Here is a 20,252-nt window from a genome sequence, read left to right as displayed (position 1 = left end):
GCGTCTCTCGGCTTCGTCACAGGCCCTGCCCGGTAGCATCCTCTGGTGTCTTCCAAGCCCACTCCCGGTCGCTTCCGCGAAGGTCGCGCCGGCAACCACGCCCCGGCGCCGCAGCGTCGACGGCGCTGGCCGTGGGTGCTGCTGGGCGTCTTCGTCATCCTGGGCGCGATCGCCGGCGTCGGTGGGATCTTCGCGTCGCAGGCGCTCGGCGTGCGCGACGACCTGATGGCCGCGAAGTCTCAGCTGGGATCGCTCACGGATGCCTACAAGAAGGGCGACGCCGAGCAGATGCAGGCGATCGGCGCAGAGGCGCTGCGGCTCACGACGAAGGCCGACGCCACGGTGGAGGGGCCGCTGTGGGATGTGGCATCCGCTCTCCCGGTCGTCGGTGTCAACATCGCCGCGGTCCGCAGTGCCACCGAGGCCACGCACATCATCGTCCGCGACGCTCTGCCTTCAGGTATCGAGCTGCTCGGCATCATGTCGCCCGACAAGCTCAAGGTCGAGGGCGGCGGCATCAACCTCGCTCCCTTCCAGCAGGCGCAGCAGACGCTGCCGCAGATCAAGACGGTCCTCGCGAGCGCGCAGGCGAAGGTCTCGGGAATCGACCGCGGCGCCCTGCTCCCCGTCGTCGACGATGCCGTCGGCCAGCTCATCTCGGTCGTCGACCAGGCCGGGCCGATGCTCGACACCGTCGAGAAGGTGCTTCCGATCGCGCTGCGCATGGCCGGGTCCGAGGGGCCGCGCAACTATCTCGTGGTGTTCCAGAACAACGCCGAGATCCGCGCGACGGGCGGCAACGCCGCGACGTCGACCCTGATCCACGCCGAGAACGGCAAGATCGAGAAGGTCGAAGACGACTCGGTCGAGGACTTCTACAACGCCGGGGTGACCGGGCGACTGCGCTCCGACCTGCCCGATGAGACGCTCGCGCTGTACGAATGGGACTTCACCAAGAACGCGCAGAACTTCACGCGCACCCCCGACTTCCCCACGACGGCGCAGATGTTCTCGCAGCTGTGGACGCAGACGAACGACTCCCAGATCGACGGGGTCATCTCGATGGATCCCGTCGCACTGTCGTACATGCTCAAGGCCACCGGCCCCGTCCCGCTCGAGGACGGATCCGAGATCAACGCCGACAACGCCGTGAAGCTTCTGCTGAACGACACGTACGAGAAGTTCGGGACGAACGGGCTCGCCGCGGACGCATACTTCGCCGACGTCGCCTCGCGGGTCTTCGACAAGATCGCGAGCGGCTCGTGGTCGCCGACCGACATGATCGACCAGCTCACCCGCTCCGTCGATGAGGACCGCATCTACGCCTGGTTCCCGCGAGAGGATGAGAACGCACTGGCGGTCGACCTCAAGATCGACGGCGCCCTGACGGCGGACAACACGAAGGCGACGCAGGTCGGCATCTACCTGAACAACTCGTCGTACAGCAAGCTCGAGTACTTCCTCTCGACCTCGCTCGCCGTCACCTGCGACGCGGCCACGCGCACCATGACGACCTCGCTGACGATGACGTCGACGGTGCCGGGCAGCGACATGAGCGGGTACCGGCTCGGTTACCGCAACCCGTCGATGAACCTGCCTCGCACGACGATGATCCTCGACACGCTGTACGTCGCACCCCCCGGGTCGACGATCACCGCGATCAATCCGGCCGACGGCGATGTCAAGAAGTGGAACCGCGACGGCGCCGAGAACGGGCATCCGCTCTCCAGCCGCACGATGCTGCTGAAGAAGGGCGAGACGAAGACGGTGTCGTTCACCACGCAGCTTCCGGAAGGCGAACTCGGGCCGCTCGAGGTGCGCTACTCTCCGACCGTGACCCAGACCCCGGTGACCATCGACGCGTCCTGCACCGCCCTGTTCCCGGCGGCGAAATGACGAGCGACCGGCTGCCCTCGACGAGCGGCCCGCGGCACACCATCATCGTGATGATGTTGCTGGGCTACGGCGCGTTCCTCGCGTTCATGGTGTTCTGGCCGAGCCCGATCGACGCGCCCATCGAGAGCCTGCTCGATCGCGCCATCTCGGAGCTGCACGAACGCGGCGTGCCGACTTTCATCGACTACACGTTCATCGAGTCGTTCTCGAACGTTCTGCTGTTCATCCCGGTCGGGTTCCTGTTCGCGCTGATGGTGCCGTTGCGCTGGTGGCCCCTCGCGCTCCTGCTCGGACCCGCGCTGTCGGCGTGCATCGAGCTCGCGCAGCACTACCTGCTCGATGCTCGCGTGTCGACCATCAACGACGTGATCGCGAACTCCATCGGCGCGACCATCGGTGTGCTCTTCGCAGTCCTCATCCGCGCCGTGGTCAAGGCGCGCGACGAGAAGGTCATCGAACGCCACGAGGCGCAGAAGCGCGCGCGGGAGTGGGCATAGCGGGGGTTTCGTCGCGGCATCCGTTCCCGACAGAATGTGTCTTGACGCCGCACTCGGGGCGAGAGACGGAGCCAGCATGAGCGGATTCGACGACCTGGTCAACCAGGGCAAAGAGCTCTACGAGCAGAACAAGGACAAGATCGACGACTTCTTGAAGTCCGAGCAGGCCGAAGGCATCAGCGACAAGGTGCTGGACGGTGCGTCCGACCTTGCGAAGAAGGTTCTCCCCGACGAGCACGACGGGACGATCGACAGTGTGCGCGACAACATCGACGGAGCCGTCGGCGACAAGTGAATGAGTGTCAGGAGCGGCCCGGGGCGACCCGGGCCGCTTCTGCGTTTCCTGAGCGGATCATGATCTGCGCGCGGTCGGGGTGCTTGACGTCGCCCTCGCATCGCCGATAGCTTGACCGTGGGCTATGTGCGTCCGGTGCGACTGGGGAGTTAGCACCGGAGGGAACGCACACTTGGGGAGTCCGACCGGGAAATCGGGGTCCCCTTGAGCTGACATCAGCGAGAAGGGGAACCTTGATGTCTGGGTACTGGGGAAATGATGGTTCAGCGCGCACGGGAATCCGGCGCAGCCTGCGAGCGGCTCGGGAGCGCGATCGCCGGTTGACGATACGGCACCGGTGGTATGCCGGCGGTATCGCGACGCTTCTCTCGGGCGCGCTGATCTTCGCGGGTATGTCGCCGGCGCTGGCGAACGAGACGCCGGCGCCGACGTCGGCGACCGAGTCGACCGACACGGGCGACGCCGCGAAGGATGCCGCCACCACGGATCCGGAACCTCAGAAGTCCGACCCGGCCGCCGAGCCGGAGAAGACCGACCCCGCCGCCGAGCCGGAGAAGTCCGAGCCGGCCCCTGAACCTGTGAAGACCGAGCCGGCTCCGGCGCCCGAGCCGGAGAAGTCCGAGCCGGCTTCCGAACCTGAGAAGACCGAGCCGGCGCCGGAGAAGACCGACGAGGCCACGGACGGGACGGACGCCGTCACGCAGAAGCCGCAGTCGCGTTCGGCCGCGCCCGACTCGAGCCTCGTCGCGCCGCTGGCCCTCGTCGCCGCGGACTGTACGACGAACTGCTCCAACCTGACGATGCGCGTCAACGTCGTCAACACCGGCGGCGGCACCGCGACGGCGGCGGACTGGGCGCTGCTGGCCACGCGCAACAGCACGACCGACGAGTACGCGTTCACGAACGGCCAGCAGCGGGCGGTACCGCGCAACGCCACCTACACGCTCTCGGCGACGGCATCCGGCGCCACCCAGAGCAACTACACGACTTCGTTCTCGTGCACCACGTCGGGCGGCAACGTCAGCGTCAGCCAGAACAACCGCACCGTGCAGTTCCCGAACAACAGCGGCCGCGCCGCGGACTGCACATTCACGCAGACCTACATCCAGCCCGGCACCATCACGATCCAGAAGGGCGGGCTGCGCACCGGCGGCCAGACCGTCGCGGGCCTGCAGGACGCGGTGTTCGACGTCTACAAGGGCGGGACGGATGCCGCACCCGACACGAGCGCCGGCAACCTCGTCGGCTCGTGCACGACCGCCGCGAACGGACGGTGCTCGGTCTCGGTGCCCAGCGGCGCGCAGTACTGGATCGTCGAGAAGACGGCGCCGACCGGCTGGAGCAGCGTGTCGCAGCTCAATGTCGGCAACCCCGCCGACGACACCGCCTACCGCTTCCGCTCCGACACGGTGACCGCAGGCTCCAACACGACGTACCCCAAGGTCGGCACCGGAAACGGCGCGACCACCTCGGGCGGCTTCTGGGCTGACATCAAGAACAACCCGACCGCCCTCCAGGCGTGCGGCATCCGCGTCGGCCTGCTCATCGACCTCTCGAACTCGATCGACGACGGCGAGTTCACGTCGCTCAAGAACGCAGCCAACGGCTTCGTCGACGCGCTGAAGGGCACGCCGTCGTCGCTCGCGCTGTGGACGTTCGCGTCGAGCGCCCCGGCGAGCGGCGGCAGCAACGGCTCACTCGGTCTCACGTCGGTCGCCACCGACGCCGGCGCGACCACCGTGAAGAACAAGATCAACGGCCTGGTGCGCCCGGGCGGCGACAACGGCGCGACCAACTGGGACCAGGGTCTCTGGCAGGTCGCGGGCGACGCGGCCAACAAGGTCGACGTCCTCCTGATGCTGACCGACGGCACGCCGACGGTCTACGGACCCAACGCCGAGGGCCCCGGCAACTTCTCGCGCTTCCGCGAGGTCGAGAACGCGGTGTTCTCGTCGAACTCGGTCAAGAACCTCGGCACGCGCGTCGTGCCGGTCGGCATCGGCGTCAGCGGCGCCGAGGCGAACCTGCAGGCGATCTCGGGTCCGACCGTGAACAGCGACTACTACCTGGTCGCGAACTACTCGGCGCTGGCGGCCTTCCTTCAGAACCTGGCCAAGGGCCAGTGCGAGAGCACGATCAACGTCACCAAGATGGTGATCCCGAACGGCGGCACCGTCGCCAACGCGACGCCGACGCCCGGCTGGACGTTCAACGCCTCGAACAGCGGCAGCACGGTGACCCCCTCGAGCGGCCAGACGAACCAGTCCGGTGCCGTGAGCTTCAAGGTCTCGGGCCTGACGTCGGGGCAGACCTCGTCGGTCACGATCTCTGAGGTGAACCAGGCGGGCTACACGCCGGCGCCGCAGGGCGGCAAGAACGCGGTCTGCAAGAACGACCTCGGACAGGACGTCACGGTCACCAACGTGGGCTCCGACGGCCTCGGCTTCACCGCGAACGCCACCGGTGGGCGAATCGTCACCTGTACGGTCTACAACCAGGCGCCGAATCCCAAGGTCGACCTGCAGGTGGTGAAGAAGTGGGTCATCAACGGCACGACCTACAACAACGGCTCACAGCCCTTCGGTGCGGCGCAGCTGACACTGGACGGCCAGAACCGTAACTTCGGGACGTCGTACACCTATGACGTCGGCGCGGCCGTCGCGATCGCCGAGACCGTGACCGGTCTGCCGCCGTTCTGCACGAACACGGCAACCGGCACCGGCTCGCACACGATGACGTCGACGCCGAACCCGAACGTGGTCACGATCACGAACACCGTGACGTGCACCACGCAGCTCAAGCTCACCAAGAAGGTCGTGGGCGGCACGGCCGACCCGACCACGTGGACCCTCACCGGCACCGGTCCTGGTGGATCGCTCCCGGGGCCGAACGCCACGTCGCCGACGGCGCTGGTGAACGTCACACCGGGCGTGATCTACACGCTCGCCGAATCGGGCGGTGACCCCCGCTACACGCAGGAGGTCGTGGCGGGCGCCAACCCGCGGCCGGGTTCGACCGGATCGTGGCACTGCTACCTGCTCAACGCGAACGGGAGCCGCGGCACCGAGTACGACGGACTCAACGGCGGTGTGACGGTGCAGCTCGGCCAGCATGTCGAGTGCGAGGCGATCAACCAGACCGCAAGCCTCGTGCTGCTGAAGGAGGTCGTCAACGACAACGGCGGTGCCGCGGTGCCCAGCGACTGGAACCTGAAGGCGACGCCGGCGGCTCTGAGCGGCCTCGTGGCGACCACGGTCGCCGGTGCCGGCAGCGCCAGCTCGGCGAACACCATCCAGGTGCGCCCGAACCACACCTACACGATCAGCGAGACCGGCGTGGCCGGATACCAGCAGGTGAAGCTGCAGCGGTTCGACGGCGTGAACTGGGTCGACGTCGCCGGGTGGGACGTGACGGTCCCGGCCAGCAGCACAGGCACGTACCGCATCGTGAACGACGACATCGCTCCCAAGCTCACGCTGAAGAAGATCGTCGTGAAGAACAACGGCGGCACGGCGCCCGACACGGCATGGACGCTGACGGCGACCTCGTCGGAGGGCCCCAACCTGAGCGGGCAGACGGGTGTCAACGGCACCGTGGCCGCGGGCGACGTCTACACGCTCGCCGAAGCGAACGGGCCCAGCGGCTACGACTGGACCACACTCTCGTGCACGGGCTACCCGAACACGACGAAGGCGGCTCCGACGCTGACCCTCAAGCCGGGCGACGACGTCACCTGCACGTTCACGAACGACGACCAGCCGGGACACCTGACCCTGGTCAAGGTGGTCGACAACGCGAACGGCGGCGACAAGGCCGCTGCGGACTGGAACCAGCACCTGACCGCCACACTCGGCGCGACGACGCTGACGTTCAACCACAACGAGACCAAGGACGTCGCCGCGGGCACGTTCACGCTCGCCGAGATCAACCAGCTCGCCGGCTACCAGCTCACGAACCTCGTGTGCTCGACGGGCGGCACGTCGCTCGCGAACCCGACGGTCACCATCGGCAACGGCCAGAACGTCACCTGTACGTTCACCAACACGTCGCAGAAGCCGACGCTGACGCTCGAGAAGAAGGTCGTCAACGACGGCGGCGGCTCGGCTGCGGCGGACCAGTGGACGCTGACGGCGAAGAACGAGGCCAACAGCGACACCCCGATCAACGGCACCGGCACGCAGGTGGGCGGCGACCCGCTGCTCGCCGCGATCAGCGGCCAGGTGGTCGCGGGTCGTGCCTACATCCTCAGCGAGTCCGGTCCGTCCGGCTACGCGCAGGACGGCGCGTGGTCGTGTGTCGTCACCGGCACGCAGACGCCGGTGGCGCTCACGGACGGTGCCGTCAAGGTGCCGCTCGCGACGAACGTCACCTGCCGCGTGGTGAACAACGACACCGACGCGACGGGATCGATCGCCAAGACGGCATCCGCCCCCGTCCAGCAGCCTGACGGCAAGTGGTCGATCGACTACACCGTCACGGTCACCAACAACTCGGCGACCGGCTCGTACGCCTACAAGGTGAACGACACATTCCTGTTCGGCGCCGGCATCACCGTCGGCACCGCGACCGTCGACAACTCCGGCGCACCCGGATCGACGCTCACCCCCGGCTGGGACGGTGCGGCGCAGCCGCAGCTCGCGACGGGAACCGTGCCCGCGGGCGCCGGCAACACCCAGGTGTTCGTCATCCACGTGACGGGCATCACGATCGCCGACAGCGTCGCCGACGGCGACGCGTGGAAGTGCGTGATCCCGGAGCCGGGCGGCTTCGCCAACCGGACCGACCTGTTCACGCGCACCGGCACCACTCCGGCGGGCACGTCCTACGCGTGCAAGGAGCCCGCGTTCCCGACGATCGCCAAGCAGGGCACCAACCCGGCGCCGCAGAACGCGGACGGCTCGTTCAACGTCGAGTACACGATCACCGTGACCAACCCGAGCGCCACGCTCCCGCTGCAGGTGAACCTCATCGACACGCTTCCGGCGGTGCCGGCCGGCTGGACGCTCACCAGCGACGGCGGCAACTGGCGCGTGACGGAGGTCGCTCCGGCACCGGCCCCGGTCTCGGCGACCTGGGCGCCCGGCGGCGGCGGTCTGCTCTGGCAGGGCCCGCTCCCCGCGAACACCAGCTACGTCTACAAGGTGACGGGTACGCTGCTTCCGTCGACGGATGCCACCAGCATCGGTGACTGCGCGGCGCAGGGCGGCCTTGTGAACAAGGCGCGGGTCGTGTCGGGTGATGTGGCGACGGACGCCGAAGGCTGCGTCACGGTCGTCCTGCCCCCGGTGAGCGTCTCGAAGACCGACGGCACCGTCACGCAGCTGGACGGCGGCAACTGGCAGATCGACTACACCGTCACGGTGACGAACTCCAGCCCGACCACCGGCACGGTCTACACGCTGAGTGACGAGCCCGACCTCGGCAACGGGTGGGGCCTGGTCAGCGGCGCCTGGCAGGGCACCGCGCCGGCGGCGAACACCCCGATCGAGGCGGGCGGGTCGGACGAGTACGTCTACCGCATCGTGGCCGCGTACATCCCGCCGAGCGATGAGTCGCCGGCACCGTCGCTGCAATGCGTCCCGGGTGAGGGAGGGGCGTTCCACAACATCGCCAAGGTGGTCTACCCCGGCGGTTCCAAGACCGACGACGGCTGTGCCCGGCCGGCCTCGCCCGAGGTCGTGAAGGACTCGGCGACGATCACCCAGCAGGGCACCGACTGGCTGCTCGGCTACACCGTGACGGTGACGAACCCGAGCACCATCCCGCTCTGGTACTCGCTGACCGACACCCCGGCGGCACTGCCCGCCGGCGTGACCGGCGCGGTGTGGACCGCCGAGGGACCGGCCGACCTGGACGGGGGCACGTTCGCCGCACCCGGCACCGCGTTCGACGGCGCGGGCAACACCCTCGTCGGCACGGGCACACTGCCGGCAGGCGCCTCGCACGTGTTCACCATCACCGCGCAGGTCACGTTGTCGAACGACGTCAAGGCGTCGGACCTCGTGTGCGGCGACGAGCCGGGCACGGGCGTGTGGAACACGGCCACGGTCACGAACGGCGTCGGCGGCGATGAGGACGACGCGTGCGACGGCATCCGGCTGCCGAAGGTCGGCATCGAGAAGTCCGACGCCGCCGTCGCGCAGAACGTCGACGGCGAATGGGTCCTCGCGTACCAGATCACGGTGACGAACCTCGACCCGACGCTCACGGCGGCGTACGCGCTGACCGACACCCCGCAGTTCGACTCGAGCTTCGACGTCGTTCCGGGCTCGGAGGAGTGGACACAGGGCGGCATCCCCGGCGTACCTGCCGGCGTGCTGGCCGGCGGCGCTTCGACGGTCTGGGTGTACACGGTGAAGGCCACCGTCGACACGGCCGACTTCGATCCCGACACGGCGCTCACGTGCACCACCGAGGGTGAGAACCCCGGCGGCGGCTTCTACAACGTGGCCACCGTCACCTACCCGGGTGGTACTGCGACGGACGACGGCTGTGGCATCCCGACGAGCCCCAAGGTCGAGAAGACCGGTGTGGCTGCTGTTCAGGATGCCGCCACCGGCGAGTGGACGCTCGCCTACAAGGTGAAGGTCTACAACCCGACGGGCACCGCGCTGCAGTACACCGTCAACGACACCCCGCAGGCGCTTCCCGCGGGAGTCACTCCGGTCGGCGCCTGGGCGGCCTCGCTCGACTCGATCGGCACCGGCAACGTCGGCGTCGTCGGCTCGGAGTGGGTGAACGACCACGCCAAGCCGCTCGGAACCGGGCACCTGCTCGCGAACTCCGAGAACGTGTACCTCGTCGTCCTGAAGGTCAAGATCGCGGCATCCGTGCCCGACAGCGTGCTGGACTGCGAGGCCGAGGGCAACGGCCTGTGGAACAACTCGGTCATCACGAACGGCATCGGCGGCAACGAGTCCGACGACTGCATCACGATCGTGCGGCCGGCCACCGAGCAGTCCAAGACGGTGACGAGCACCTCGCAGGGCGAGGACGGCACGTGGACGATCACGTACGACATCGTCGTGACGAACACGTCGACCGAGGCGCCCGCGACGTACAGCGTGACGGACAAGCTCGAGTTCGGCGGCGACATCGAGGTGCAGGATGCCTCGTGGACCGGCCCCGGCGGAACCGACGTGCCCTTCGTGAACGCCGGTGACGACTGGACCGCCGACATCGCGACCGACGCGACGCTCGCGCCCAAGACCGAGACGACCGGGACGGCGACCTACACGGTCACCGTGCACGCGACAGTGCCGGCCGAGGCCTGGGACGGCGACACGCTGGGCTGCTACCCCGATGACGAAGACCCGTCGGGCGGCTTCCTCAACACGGCGATCATCACCTCCGCCGGTGTGCTGCACCCGGTCGACGACTGTTCGGAGCCGGCCCTGCCGACGATCGACAAGACGGCGACCAGTGCCACGCAGGACCCGGGAGACCCCGACAGCTGGACGGTCACGTATCAGCTGACGGTCAACCCGAGCGGGTTCGACACCTTCTACACGCTGACCGATGTGCCGGGCTTCCCGTCGGGCATCACGCTCGGCGACGGGACCGCGCAGCGCACCACGCCCGCGGGCGGCGCGACGATCCCGATCGAGTCCGGGCAGTCGTTCCCCGACGACCCGGTGGCGCTCGGCGCGAACGAGACGCAGGTGTGGACGGTGACCTGGAAGGCGACGGTCGACCAGCCGGTGCCGGCGAACGAGCTGAAGTGCAGCGAGGGACCGGGGTACGGCTACTACAACGCGGCCTACCTGTACGTCGGCGAGGACCAGGTCGATGACGGCACCGCCTGCATCCCGGTCAAGGAGGCGGTCTACCCGACCGTCGCGAAGACCGTGACCTCGTCGACCCAGGACCCGTCGAGCGGGCAGTGGACGGTCGTCTACAGCCTGACGGCGTCGCTCGCAGCAGCCGGCACGCCGGAGAACCCGGAAGGTCTGTCGGCGAAGTACAGCCTGAACGATCAGCTGGACTTCGGCGACGGCATCGACATCGACTCGGCCACCTGGAGCGGTGAGGGGCAGACGGACGTCGCCTTCGACGACTCCGACTGGTCGGCATCGATCGCGAGCGGCAAGGCGATCACCGCGGGTGCGACGCACACCTACACCGTCACGGTGAAGGCGGACGTCACGGCCGACGCCATCAGCGAAGGCAACACGACATGTGAAGAGGGCGAAGGGCCGTTCGGCGGCTTCCTCAACACGGCGTGGCTGCGCAGCGGCGGCCAGCGCACCGACGTGCACACCTGTGCCGAACCGGTGTTCCCGAACGTCCAGAAGTCGGCGGGTGCGTACACGCAGAACGACGACGGGACGCAGAACATCTCGTACGTCGTGACTGTCACGTACCCCGAGACGGATGCGGATCCGAAGCCGGCCGAAGTGGGCTACACGCTCACCGACGCGCCCACTCTGCCGGACGGCGTCGACCTGGTCGGCGACTGGACCGCAGAGGCGGCGGACGCGGCGACCCCGGCGGTTCCGGCATCCGGAGCCACGTGGAACGGCGAGGGCGAGTGGACGATCGTCCCGGCGGGCACGCTGACGCCGGACGGCCCGGTGCACACCTACGTCGTCTCGGCGACGGTCAAGGTCTCCGGACCGCCGACCACCGAGCAGCCGCGTACGTGCTTCGAGGCTCAGGAGGGCGGCTACTTCGTCTGGAACGAGGCAGTCATCCGCTCGGGCGAGTATGTCGACCGCGACGACGCGTGCCAGACGGTGCACTTCGACGACGTCGGCATCGAGAAGACGGCGACCAACCTTCCTGAGGAGGGATCGATCGACCCGGGCACGGTGTTCGACTACGAGCTGACCGTCACGAACCACGGAACCCGGGATGCCGAGAACGTGGTCGTGAGCGACCCGCTGCACGAGCGCCTCGAGGTGACCGGGCTGACGCTGCCGGCAGGTTGGAGCAACGACAACGCGCCCGCGTTCGTCGATGACGACAACACGCTGACGGTGCGCATCCCGACGCTGGCGGTCGGCGCGAGCGCGAAGATCGTGGTGCAGGTGAAGTTCCTGCCGCCCACGACCTCCGCGACGCTGCCCGAGGTGATCGGCGACGACGAGCCGCCGGCTCCGCCGACGCCGCTGGACGACATCCTCAACGAGGCGTGCGTCTCGGCCGATCACGACAGCGACCCGACGAACGACTGTGACGAGGTGACGACGCCGACCCGTGATATCGCGGCTCTCGTCTACACCCGCTGCGTCGCCGACGCGCCGTACCTCGGCTGGGTCGTCACCAAGTCGGCGTCTCTGGCGGACGAGCCGGTCAACTTCCTGTGGAAGCCCGTCAACAGCGCGGTCACGCCGGAGACCTCTCCGGCACAGGTCGAGCTGTCCGACAACGGCGGCACGACCTGGAGCGACGAGATCCCGTGGGTGGGGTCGGCCTTCACACCGTCCGGTGTGTCGATCGACTACCCGGGATGGCGGCCGATCCAGGCGAGCGACATCGTCCCGGGCACGAGCCCCCTGCAGTACTACCTGCCGGGGACCACGACGGTGATGACGCCCGAGCAGCAGGCGCAGTTCGTGTTCAACGGACTGATCCTCGACCCGAGCGAGCTCGACTACTCGTGGCGCCTCAACACCGAGATCACGTTCACGGTGAACCCGACGCTCACCTTCTCGACCTCGTACCCGGCCGCGACGCCGCAGTGCTTCGTCGCGCGCCACACCGAGGTGCAGGTCGAGAAGACGGCGAGCGTGGAGCACACGGAGCCGGGCAAGTCGTTCCGGTACACGATGGACGTGGCCAACGTGAGCGATGACGCGGCCGCCGAGGGCGTGGTCGTCACCGACACCATCCCGGCCGACATCAAGATCACCGCGGTCGACTGGCCGGGCAAGGGCGACGCGGACGCGTTCCCGAACTGGCAGTCGTGCGAGGTGGCGGGTCAGGATGCCGGTGGCTACGGTGGAACGCTCACGTGCGAGCTGTTCGGGCCGCTGCAGCCGATCAACTCCGACAACGGTGGCGCGACAGTCGCTCCGCGGATCACGCTGGACGCGACGGTGAACCCGAAGTCGACGGCGAACACGATCACGAACGTGGCGGTGGTGGATTACCACACGTTCGGCGACCCGGACGACCCGGGCCGCGACTCGGACGATGCCACAGTCCTGCTGTCGGCGCTGCCGGCGACGGGTGGCGGTGCGACCCTGCCGCTGATCATCCTCGGTCTCGTGGTGATGCTGACCGGCACCTCGGTGCTGATCATGTCGCGCCGCCGCCGCGGCGAGCCGAAGCCGCAGCTCTGATCGCATGAGGTCCCCGCGAGGGGACGGGCCGTCTTCGACGGCTCGTCCCCTTGCGGCATTCCCGCGCCGTTGCGGAGCCGTTACTTGACGCGGTGCGATGCGCGGCCTACGTTTAGCCCCGGGAACACGTCTCGGCTCGTGTTTGGGGAGAATGCCGAACCGCTTGGGGAAGCAGCCGTTCAACCTTCACTTGCCGTTGCGTGATTGGGAGGGGCCTCATCTGGGGCGCCCTGTGTCGTAACGACCAAGGGTGAAGTGATGTTCAATCGTCGTACTTTCGTGCGCGCTTCTGGGGAAGCAGACACGCGCCGCCGCATGCGTCAGCAGCGGACCGAGGAGCGCCGGATCGCGCTCCAGCAGCGCTGGTATGTCGGAGGGGTCGCGGCTGTCGTGTCGACGGCCCTCGTGTTCTCGGGGCTCTCCCCGGCGGTGGCGGAGGAGGCGCAGCCGGATCCGGCCGCGACGACGCAGGCCGCCGACACGTCGACCGACACCTCGACGGCGGACACGTCGAAGGATGCGTCGTCGACGGATGCCGCCGACCCTGCGCCGTCCGAGACGGCTGTCGATCCGGCGCCCACAGAGGCCGCTCCGGATCCCGCGCCCACCCCCTCGGAGACGGCGTCCGACACCAAGACGACGAAGAAGACCGACACGGCCAAGACCGTCGCACCGCTTGCGGCAGCGCCGGACGCCGGCGTCACGCCGATGTCGCTCACGTGCGGTCAGCTCAACGGCGGCTTCGAGATCGACGGCAATTACGCTGCCGGCGACTGCGGCAGCAACAAGGACTGGTCGAACGTCAACTACGTGACGACGACTCAGGGCGGCACCTACAACACGGGCCGCAAGGACGACGACCCGACGCCGACGTGGACCGTCGGCGGCGGAACGCCGCCCAAGATCCAGTTCGACCGCGTCTACTCGTACGCGGAGACGGTCAACGGCGACTACCTGCTCAACATGGCGTGGGAGCGCCCGAGCAACTCGGGCACCGGCGGTTTCGCCATCGAGGTCACGAACCTCGGCACCCGCATGGGCAACGGCGTACCGCAACCCAACCGTGACGCAGGCGGGTATGTCTTCTACTTCACGATGCAGGGCAACGGCCTCCCCGTGCTGGAGCTGACCTGTACGTACACCTCGCAGGCGGACTACCCCAGCTCGGGTGCATCCCCGAACTGTCACGCTCCTGTCGCCGGGGCCTTCTTCGCCGCGGCGAGCGATGTGCCGCTGACCAGCCCGTCGGGCGCTTCGATCCCGGCCGGCGCCTTCTTCGAGATCGGCCTCAACGTCACCGACCTCACCGGCGGCGTGGTGCAGCCGGGCTGCCCCGCTCCCTCCGCGGCGACGGCCTACCTGCGCAGCTTCACCGGCGAGTCGACGGGCCCCGGCTCCAACCCGAAGGGCTGGGTCGGACCCCTCGAGGTCGCCCCGCCGTCGACGTGTGTCCCGCTGACCGCGACCAAGACGGCCACGCCGTCGTTCGTCCGTGACTACGACTGGACGATCGTGAAGACGGTCGACCACGACAGCGCGAAGGCGAAGCCGAACGCGGGCGCGGACTTCAACTACACCGTCACCGTGACGCCGTCGGCCCCGCAGGACTCCGGGTACACGGTCACCGGCGTGATCACTGTCACGAACCCGAACCCGATCGATGTGCCGATCACGGGCGTGGTCGACTCGATCCCCGGTGCGACGTGTGTCATCAACGGGTCCCAGACCCCGATCGTCCCCAAGAACGGTGGCACGGCGAACATCGCCTACACGTGCGCCGGGCTGCCCAACGGCAACGCCGGCACCAACACTGCGACAGTGACCTGGGGTGACACGGCGATTCCGGCCGGATCGACCCAGGCGACAAAGGCCTTCTCCTTCGCCGGTGTGCAGCCGTCCTCGACCACCGACGCGTCGGTGACGGTGTCGGACACCGCCGCCGAGTTCGGCGGCTCGAAGACGGTCAGCGACCTGACCGGTCCGACGGTGTTCCACTACTCGCGCCACCTCGGTTCCGAGCTCGGTCCGGACGTCTGCAAGAACTACGGCAACACCGCGTCCATCGCCGCCACGAGCGACCAGGGCAAGCAGGACTCGAGCGTGTCGGTCCAGGTGTGCACCGGCGCTGACCTGACGGTGACCAAGAACGTCGTGCTGAGCCTCACTCGGACGTACGACTGGAGCCTGGAGAAGAAGGTGGACGCGACGGTCAAGACCGTCGACCCCGCCACCGGCAAGGCGACGTTCGACTACACGGTCATCGCCACTCCGGGAGCCGCCACCGACTCCCAGTGGGCGATGAGCGGGCAGATCACCGTGGCGAACCCGAACGATTGGGCCGTCGTCGCCACCTCGGTGACCGACTCGCCGTCCTTCGCGGGCGTCACCTGCGCGGTGACCGGCGGCACGGACGCCAGCATCCCGGCCAACTCGTCGAAGACCTTCGACTACAGCTGCACGTTCCCGCAGAACGGGCTGTTCACGACCGGCATGAACACGGCGACCGTGAACTGGGACGACGACGCGGCGTACAGCCCGAGCTCGACGGCATCCAAGACCGTCCAGATCTCGACGGCGGACTGGAACATCACGCCCGTCAACGCGACGGTGCACGTGGTCGACGACAAGACCGACCCGGCCAACCCGGTCGAGCTCGGCACGGCCAGCTGGGCCGACGGACCGAAGGAGTTCCACTACTCGCTGACGTTCGACGGCACTCCCGGCGCGTGCGTCGACTACAAGAACATCGCGAAGATCACCGAGACCGGTGACACCGACGACGTGACGGTGACCGTCTGCGACTACCAGGATCTGGTGGTCACCAAGACGGCGAACCCGACGTTCGATCGGCGCTACTCGTTCGCCATCGACAAGTCCGCGGCCGAGACGAAGCTCGTCGTCGACCCGGTCACCGGCAAGGCGACCGCGAACTACACGGTCACCGTCACCGACGGTGCGGCAGCCGACTCGAACTTCAAGGTCTCGGGCCAGATCACGGTGACGAACCCGAACAACGTCATGGTGCCGCTGGTCTCGCTCACCGACAAGATCGGCGCGACCGAGTGCGTGATCGACTACGGCGACGCCAGCGCGACCGTGCCGGCGAACGGCCAGCTGGTCGTCGACTACACCTGCGCGCTATCGGCCACCGCCGACACCACGGGCACCAACACCGCGAAGGCGACGTGGGACAAGTCCGCGCTGCGGGGCACGAGCGGTGCGGCCACCGGGACGAAGGACTTCGACTTCGCCGACGCCGTCATCACCGACCTGAACGCGAAGACGATCACCGTCCTCGATGACAAGACGAACCCGGATTCGGACGGTGTCGAGCTCGGCACCCACACGTGGTCCGCTCAGGGTGCGACCCAGTCGTACCAGTACTCGCTCGAGCTGCAGGGCACGCTCGGCGAGTGCGTCGAGTTCACCAACACGGCGTGGATCAAGCAGACGGGCCAGTCCGCGGACGAGACCGTCCAGCTCTGCGGTTACAAGGACCTGACGATCACCAAGACGGCGACCGGCTCGTTCGACCGCGACTACGACTGGAGCATCGTCAAGGACGTCAACTCGAACGCCACCACGGTGACACCGGGCGCATCGGCGGACTTCACCTACACCGTGACGGTCACGCCGACCGCCGCGCAGGACTCGGGCTTCGTCGTCGACGGCACCATCTCGGTGACGAACGCGAACAACGTGCCGGTCACGATCACGCTCGTCGACAAGCTCGCCGGCTGCGTCGTCACCGGGACCGACAACCTGACGATCCCCGCGAAGAGCACGCGTGAGTTCCCGTACTCGTGCGACCTGGACGACGCCACGGCGACGTCGTCGGTCACCAACGCGGTCGACATCACGTGGCCGACCGAGACCCTGCCGAACACCTCGGGCGCCGCTTCGGCGAGCGCGACGGTGGACTTCTCGCAGGTGAGCCCGGCGACGACGGATGCCACCGCCACCGTGTCCGACACGGCCGCGGAGTTCGGCGGCGACAAGTCGCTGAACGCGGTGGACGGCGAGCAGAAGTTCGAGTACACGCGCACGCTGACCACTCCGGCCGGCGTCTGCACGACGTACCCGAACACCGCGACGGTGGACCCGTCCGACGAGGCGTCGAAGTCCGACAGCGAGGACGTCGAGGTGTGCGCCCCGACCATCGCCAAGGAGATCGAGTCCTCGGTGCAGAGCCAGACCGACCCCGACCTGTGGGACGTCTCGTACCTGATCACGGTCACGCTCGCGAACGGCGAGCGCACCTACGATCTGGGCGACGAGCCGGACTTCGCTCCGGGCGTGCAGGTGCTGTCGGGCGATGCGCAGCGCATCCAGCCGGCACCTGCCGGTCCGATGATCGAGGACATCGCGTCGGACGGCACGCCGTTCGTCACCGGAGTCGCGATCGGCGGCGAGAGCGACACCACGCACGTCTACCGCGTCACGTGGCACGTCCGCATCCCGGCGCAGATCCCGGCCGGCGACCGCGTGTGCGAAGGCCCCGGAACCGGGTTCTACAACACCGGCATCCTGACGGTCGACGACGTCGTGCAGGACGACGACGCGTGTGGCCCGGTCGCCGAGAAGGTGTACCCGACCGTCACCAAGACGGTCAGTGACATCTCGCGCGACCCCGACACCAAGCAGTGGGAGATCACGTACCAGCTCAAGGTCTCGCTGACCGACGATGAGGCCGTGAACCCGCAGCACCTGGCGTCGAAGTACAACCTGTCCGACACGCTCGACTACGGTGTCATCGACGTCGAGGACGCCTCGTGGACAGGGCAGGGAGTCACCGACAAGGCGTTCGACCACGTCGGCGATGTCTGGTCCTCGCAGATCGCGACGGGCAAGACGATCCTCGCCGGGGCCACCCACACCTACACGGTGACCGTGCACGCGACGCTGGATCCGACGGACCTCCAGCAGCACGTGGTCGGCTGCACGCAGGTGGGACAGCAGCGCGGGCTCGGGTTCCTCAACGACGCGACGCTGTCGTTCACCGAGGACCTGGCTCCCGTGACGGTCGAGGCCTGCACGCCGCCGGTGTACCCGACGGTGACGAAGATCGCTGAGGGGACCACCGAGGACCCCGAGACCGGCCTGCAGCGGGTGTCGTACCTGGTGACGGTGACCGCTCCGGCGGCGCCGGCCGAAGGCCCCGTGACGAACGTGCTCTACACGCTCGTCGAGAAGCCTGACGCCCTGCCCGACCATGTCGAGCTGGACGGCGACTGGCACGCCGAGTCGGTCGGGGCCGACACCCCGGCGCCGACCGAGGAGACCTGGGACGGCACGGGCACGTGGCTGCTGAAGGGGATCGGCGCGTTCACCGCGCAGGATCGGATCGACGGCATCCTCACCCACACGTACCGGATCTGGGCGGACCTCAAGGTCACCGGCGTTCCGACCGCGGAGCTCGACCCCTGCACCGAAGGTGACGATCAGGGCGTTCCGATCTGGAACACCGTGTCGCTCGTCTTCGGCGAGCAGTCGCAGGATGCGAGCGCGTGCGACGAGGTCGACTACGACGACGTCTCGATCGTCAAGACCGCTTCGGGGCTCCCGGAGCAGGGGTCGGTCGAGCCGGGCGACTCGTTCGACTACACGCTGACCGTCACCAACAACGGGACGCGTGACGCCGAGAACGTGGTCGTCACCGACCTGATCCCCGAGCGGCTGGAGGTCACCGGACTGACGCTGCCCGCGGGCTGGACGAACGACAACGACCCGGCGTACGTCGACGGCGACAACCAGCTCAGCGTGGGCGTGCCCGCCCTGGGTGTGGGGGAGTCGGCAGAGATCGTCGTGCACGTGACGTTCACGGCGACGCCGGTTCCTCCGGTCCAGCCGGGCAGCGAGACGGATCAGCCGGCGACGCCGCTGGAGGAGCTGAGCAACACCGCGTGTGTGGCAGCCGAGCGCGACCAGGTCGAGGAGAACAACTGCTCGACCGTCGAGATCCCGGTGCGCGAGATCACCGCGATCGTATGGACCAAGTGCGTGGCGGATGCCCCGTTCCTGGGCTGGACGATCAGCAAGTCGCAGTCGCTGGTCGGTGAGGACATCCACTTCCTGTGGACGCCCGACACCGGCACGGCGACCACCGACCCGGCGAACGTGGCGATCACCCACGCGGGCGGAACGGCGACGTGGAGCGACGAGATCGCGTGGCCGGGGGCGGCGTTCACCCCCTCGGGCGTGAGCATCGACTACCCGGGCTGGCGTCCGATCGAGCTGGGCGACATCGTGCCCGGTTCGAGCCCGACGCAGTACTACTACCCGGGCACGACCGACATCATCCCGGCGGCGGACCAGGCGAACTTCATCTTCAACGGCCTGATCCTCGATGACAGCGAGCTGGACTACGCGTGGCGCCTCGGCTCCACCGTGACGTTCTCGGTCAACCCGGAGCTGGTGTTCTCGACCGAGTACCCGGCGGCCACGCCGGACTGCGCGGTGGCGCGTCACTCCGACGTGCAGATCGAGAAGACGGCGAGCGTCGAGAAGACCGACCCGGGCGCCTCGTTCACCTACACGCTGGATGTCGCGAACGTGAGCGACGACTCGGCGGCCGACGGGGTGGTCGTCACCGACGCGATCCCGGCCGACCTGAAGATCACCGACGTGAGCTGGCCGGGCAAGGGCGACGCCGACGCGTTCCCGAGCTGGTCGTCCTGCGCGGTGGCCGGCCAGGACGGCTCGGGCTACGGCGGGACGCTCACCTGCATGCTGAACGGGCCGCTGCAGCCGCAGGGCTCGGAAGGCGTGTCGGTGGCACCGACGATCACGCTGTCGGCGACGGTGAACCCGAAGTCGACGAGCAGCTCGATCACCAACATCGGTGTCGTGGACTACTACACCTTCGGCAACCCGAGTGACGCCGGGCGCGACGCGGACGACGCGATCGTCCTGCTGTCGGCGCTGCCGGCCACGGGTGGCGAACCGTCGCCGCTGCTGGCGCTGCTGGGCCTGCTGGCTCTGCTCGCCGGAACGACGCTGTTCGTCGTGGCCCGCCGCCGCCGCGGAGAGTCCAAGCCCACTCTGTGAGCGTGAGAGAGGGCGGGCTGCCCCAAGGCCCGCCCCCTCCCACCCACCTCCGTCATCGGTGCACCGACGGAGGCCCGAGCCCCTCTGCCACCCCGACGGCGAGGGGCTCGGTCATGCCGGCCGTGGCCGAGATCCCGCGCGGTCGAACACGGGAACGAAGCGGATGCCGGGCGCCCGGCATCCGGTCGTCCACAACGATTCGCGCGGGCAGGCCCGGCACGATAGCCTGCT

The 20,252-nt window shown here is 68.4% G+C and carries 5 protein-coding genes; all 5 read left to right on the top strand.

The genetic code is table 11. The features are described 5' to 3' along the window. Positions 1–45 precede the first annotated feature (45 nt). The 5 genes from ABEA46_RS09680 (at position 46) to ABEA46_RS09660 (ending at position 20,021) form a co-directional block, all read left to right on the top strand. Positions 46–1,896: a DUF4012 domain-containing protein gene (locus ABEA46_RS09680; RefSeq protein ID WP_345544227.1), complete on the top strand. Its 1,851-nt coding sequence runs from the start codon at positions 46–48 to the stop codon at positions 1,894–1,896. Continuing rightward, the gene (locus tag ABEA46_RS09675; protein WP_345544226.1) at positions 1,893–2,393 is read left to right on the top strand and encodes a VanZ family protein; all 501 of its coding nucleotides are present in this window, start codon (positions 1,893–1,895) and stop codon (positions 2,391–2,393) included. The genes ABEA46_RS09680 and ABEA46_RS09675 overlap by 4 nt, the downstream gene beginning before the upstream one ends. 76 nt (positions 2,394–2,469) lie before the next feature. After that, a complete protein-coding gene (locus ABEA46_RS09670; RefSeq protein ID WP_345544225.1) occupies positions 2,470–2,688 on the top strand; it encodes an Rv0909 family putative TA system antitoxin in 219 nt (72 codons plus the stop codon). 320 nt (positions 2,689–3,008) lie between these two features. After that, a complete protein-coding gene (locus ABEA46_RS09665) occupies positions 3,009–12,974 on the top strand; it encodes a VWA domain-containing protein (RefSeq protein ID WP_345544224.1) in 9,966 nt (3,321 codons plus the stop codon). Positions 12,975–13,289: 315 nt separating this feature from the next. After that, positions 13,290–20,021, top strand: a complete 6,732-nt coding sequence (locus tag ABEA46_RS09660; RefSeq protein ID WP_345544223.1) for an LPXTG cell wall anchor domain-containing protein — start codon at positions 13,290–13,292, stop codon at positions 20,019–20,021. The last annotated feature ends 231 nt before the right edge of the window (positions 20,022–20,252 follow it).

The organism is Microbacterium jejuense, assembly GCF_039544225.1.
Classification (GTDB): domain Bacteria; phylum Actinomycetota; class Actinomycetes; order Actinomycetales; family Microbacteriaceae; genus Microbacterium; species Microbacterium jejuense.
The sequence above is the reverse complement of the archived record's forward strand: the minus strand, read 5'-3'. Positions and strand labels throughout refer to the sequence as shown.

What these genes read in the sequence shown, in the direction of transcription:
- ABEA46_RS09675 (WP_345544226.1), top strand. Translation starts at nt 1,893, where the DNA reads ATGACGAGCGACCGGCTGCCCTCGACGAGCGGCCCGCGGCACACCATC.
- ABEA46_RS09660 (WP_345544223.1), top strand. Translation starts at nt 13,290, where the DNA reads ATGCGTCAGCAGCGGACCGAGGAGCGCCGGATCGCGCTCCAGCAGCGC.
- ABEA46_RS09670 (WP_345544225.1), top strand. Translation starts at nt 2,470, where the DNA reads ATGAGCGGATTCGACGACCTGGTCAACCAGGGCAAAGAGCTCTACGAG.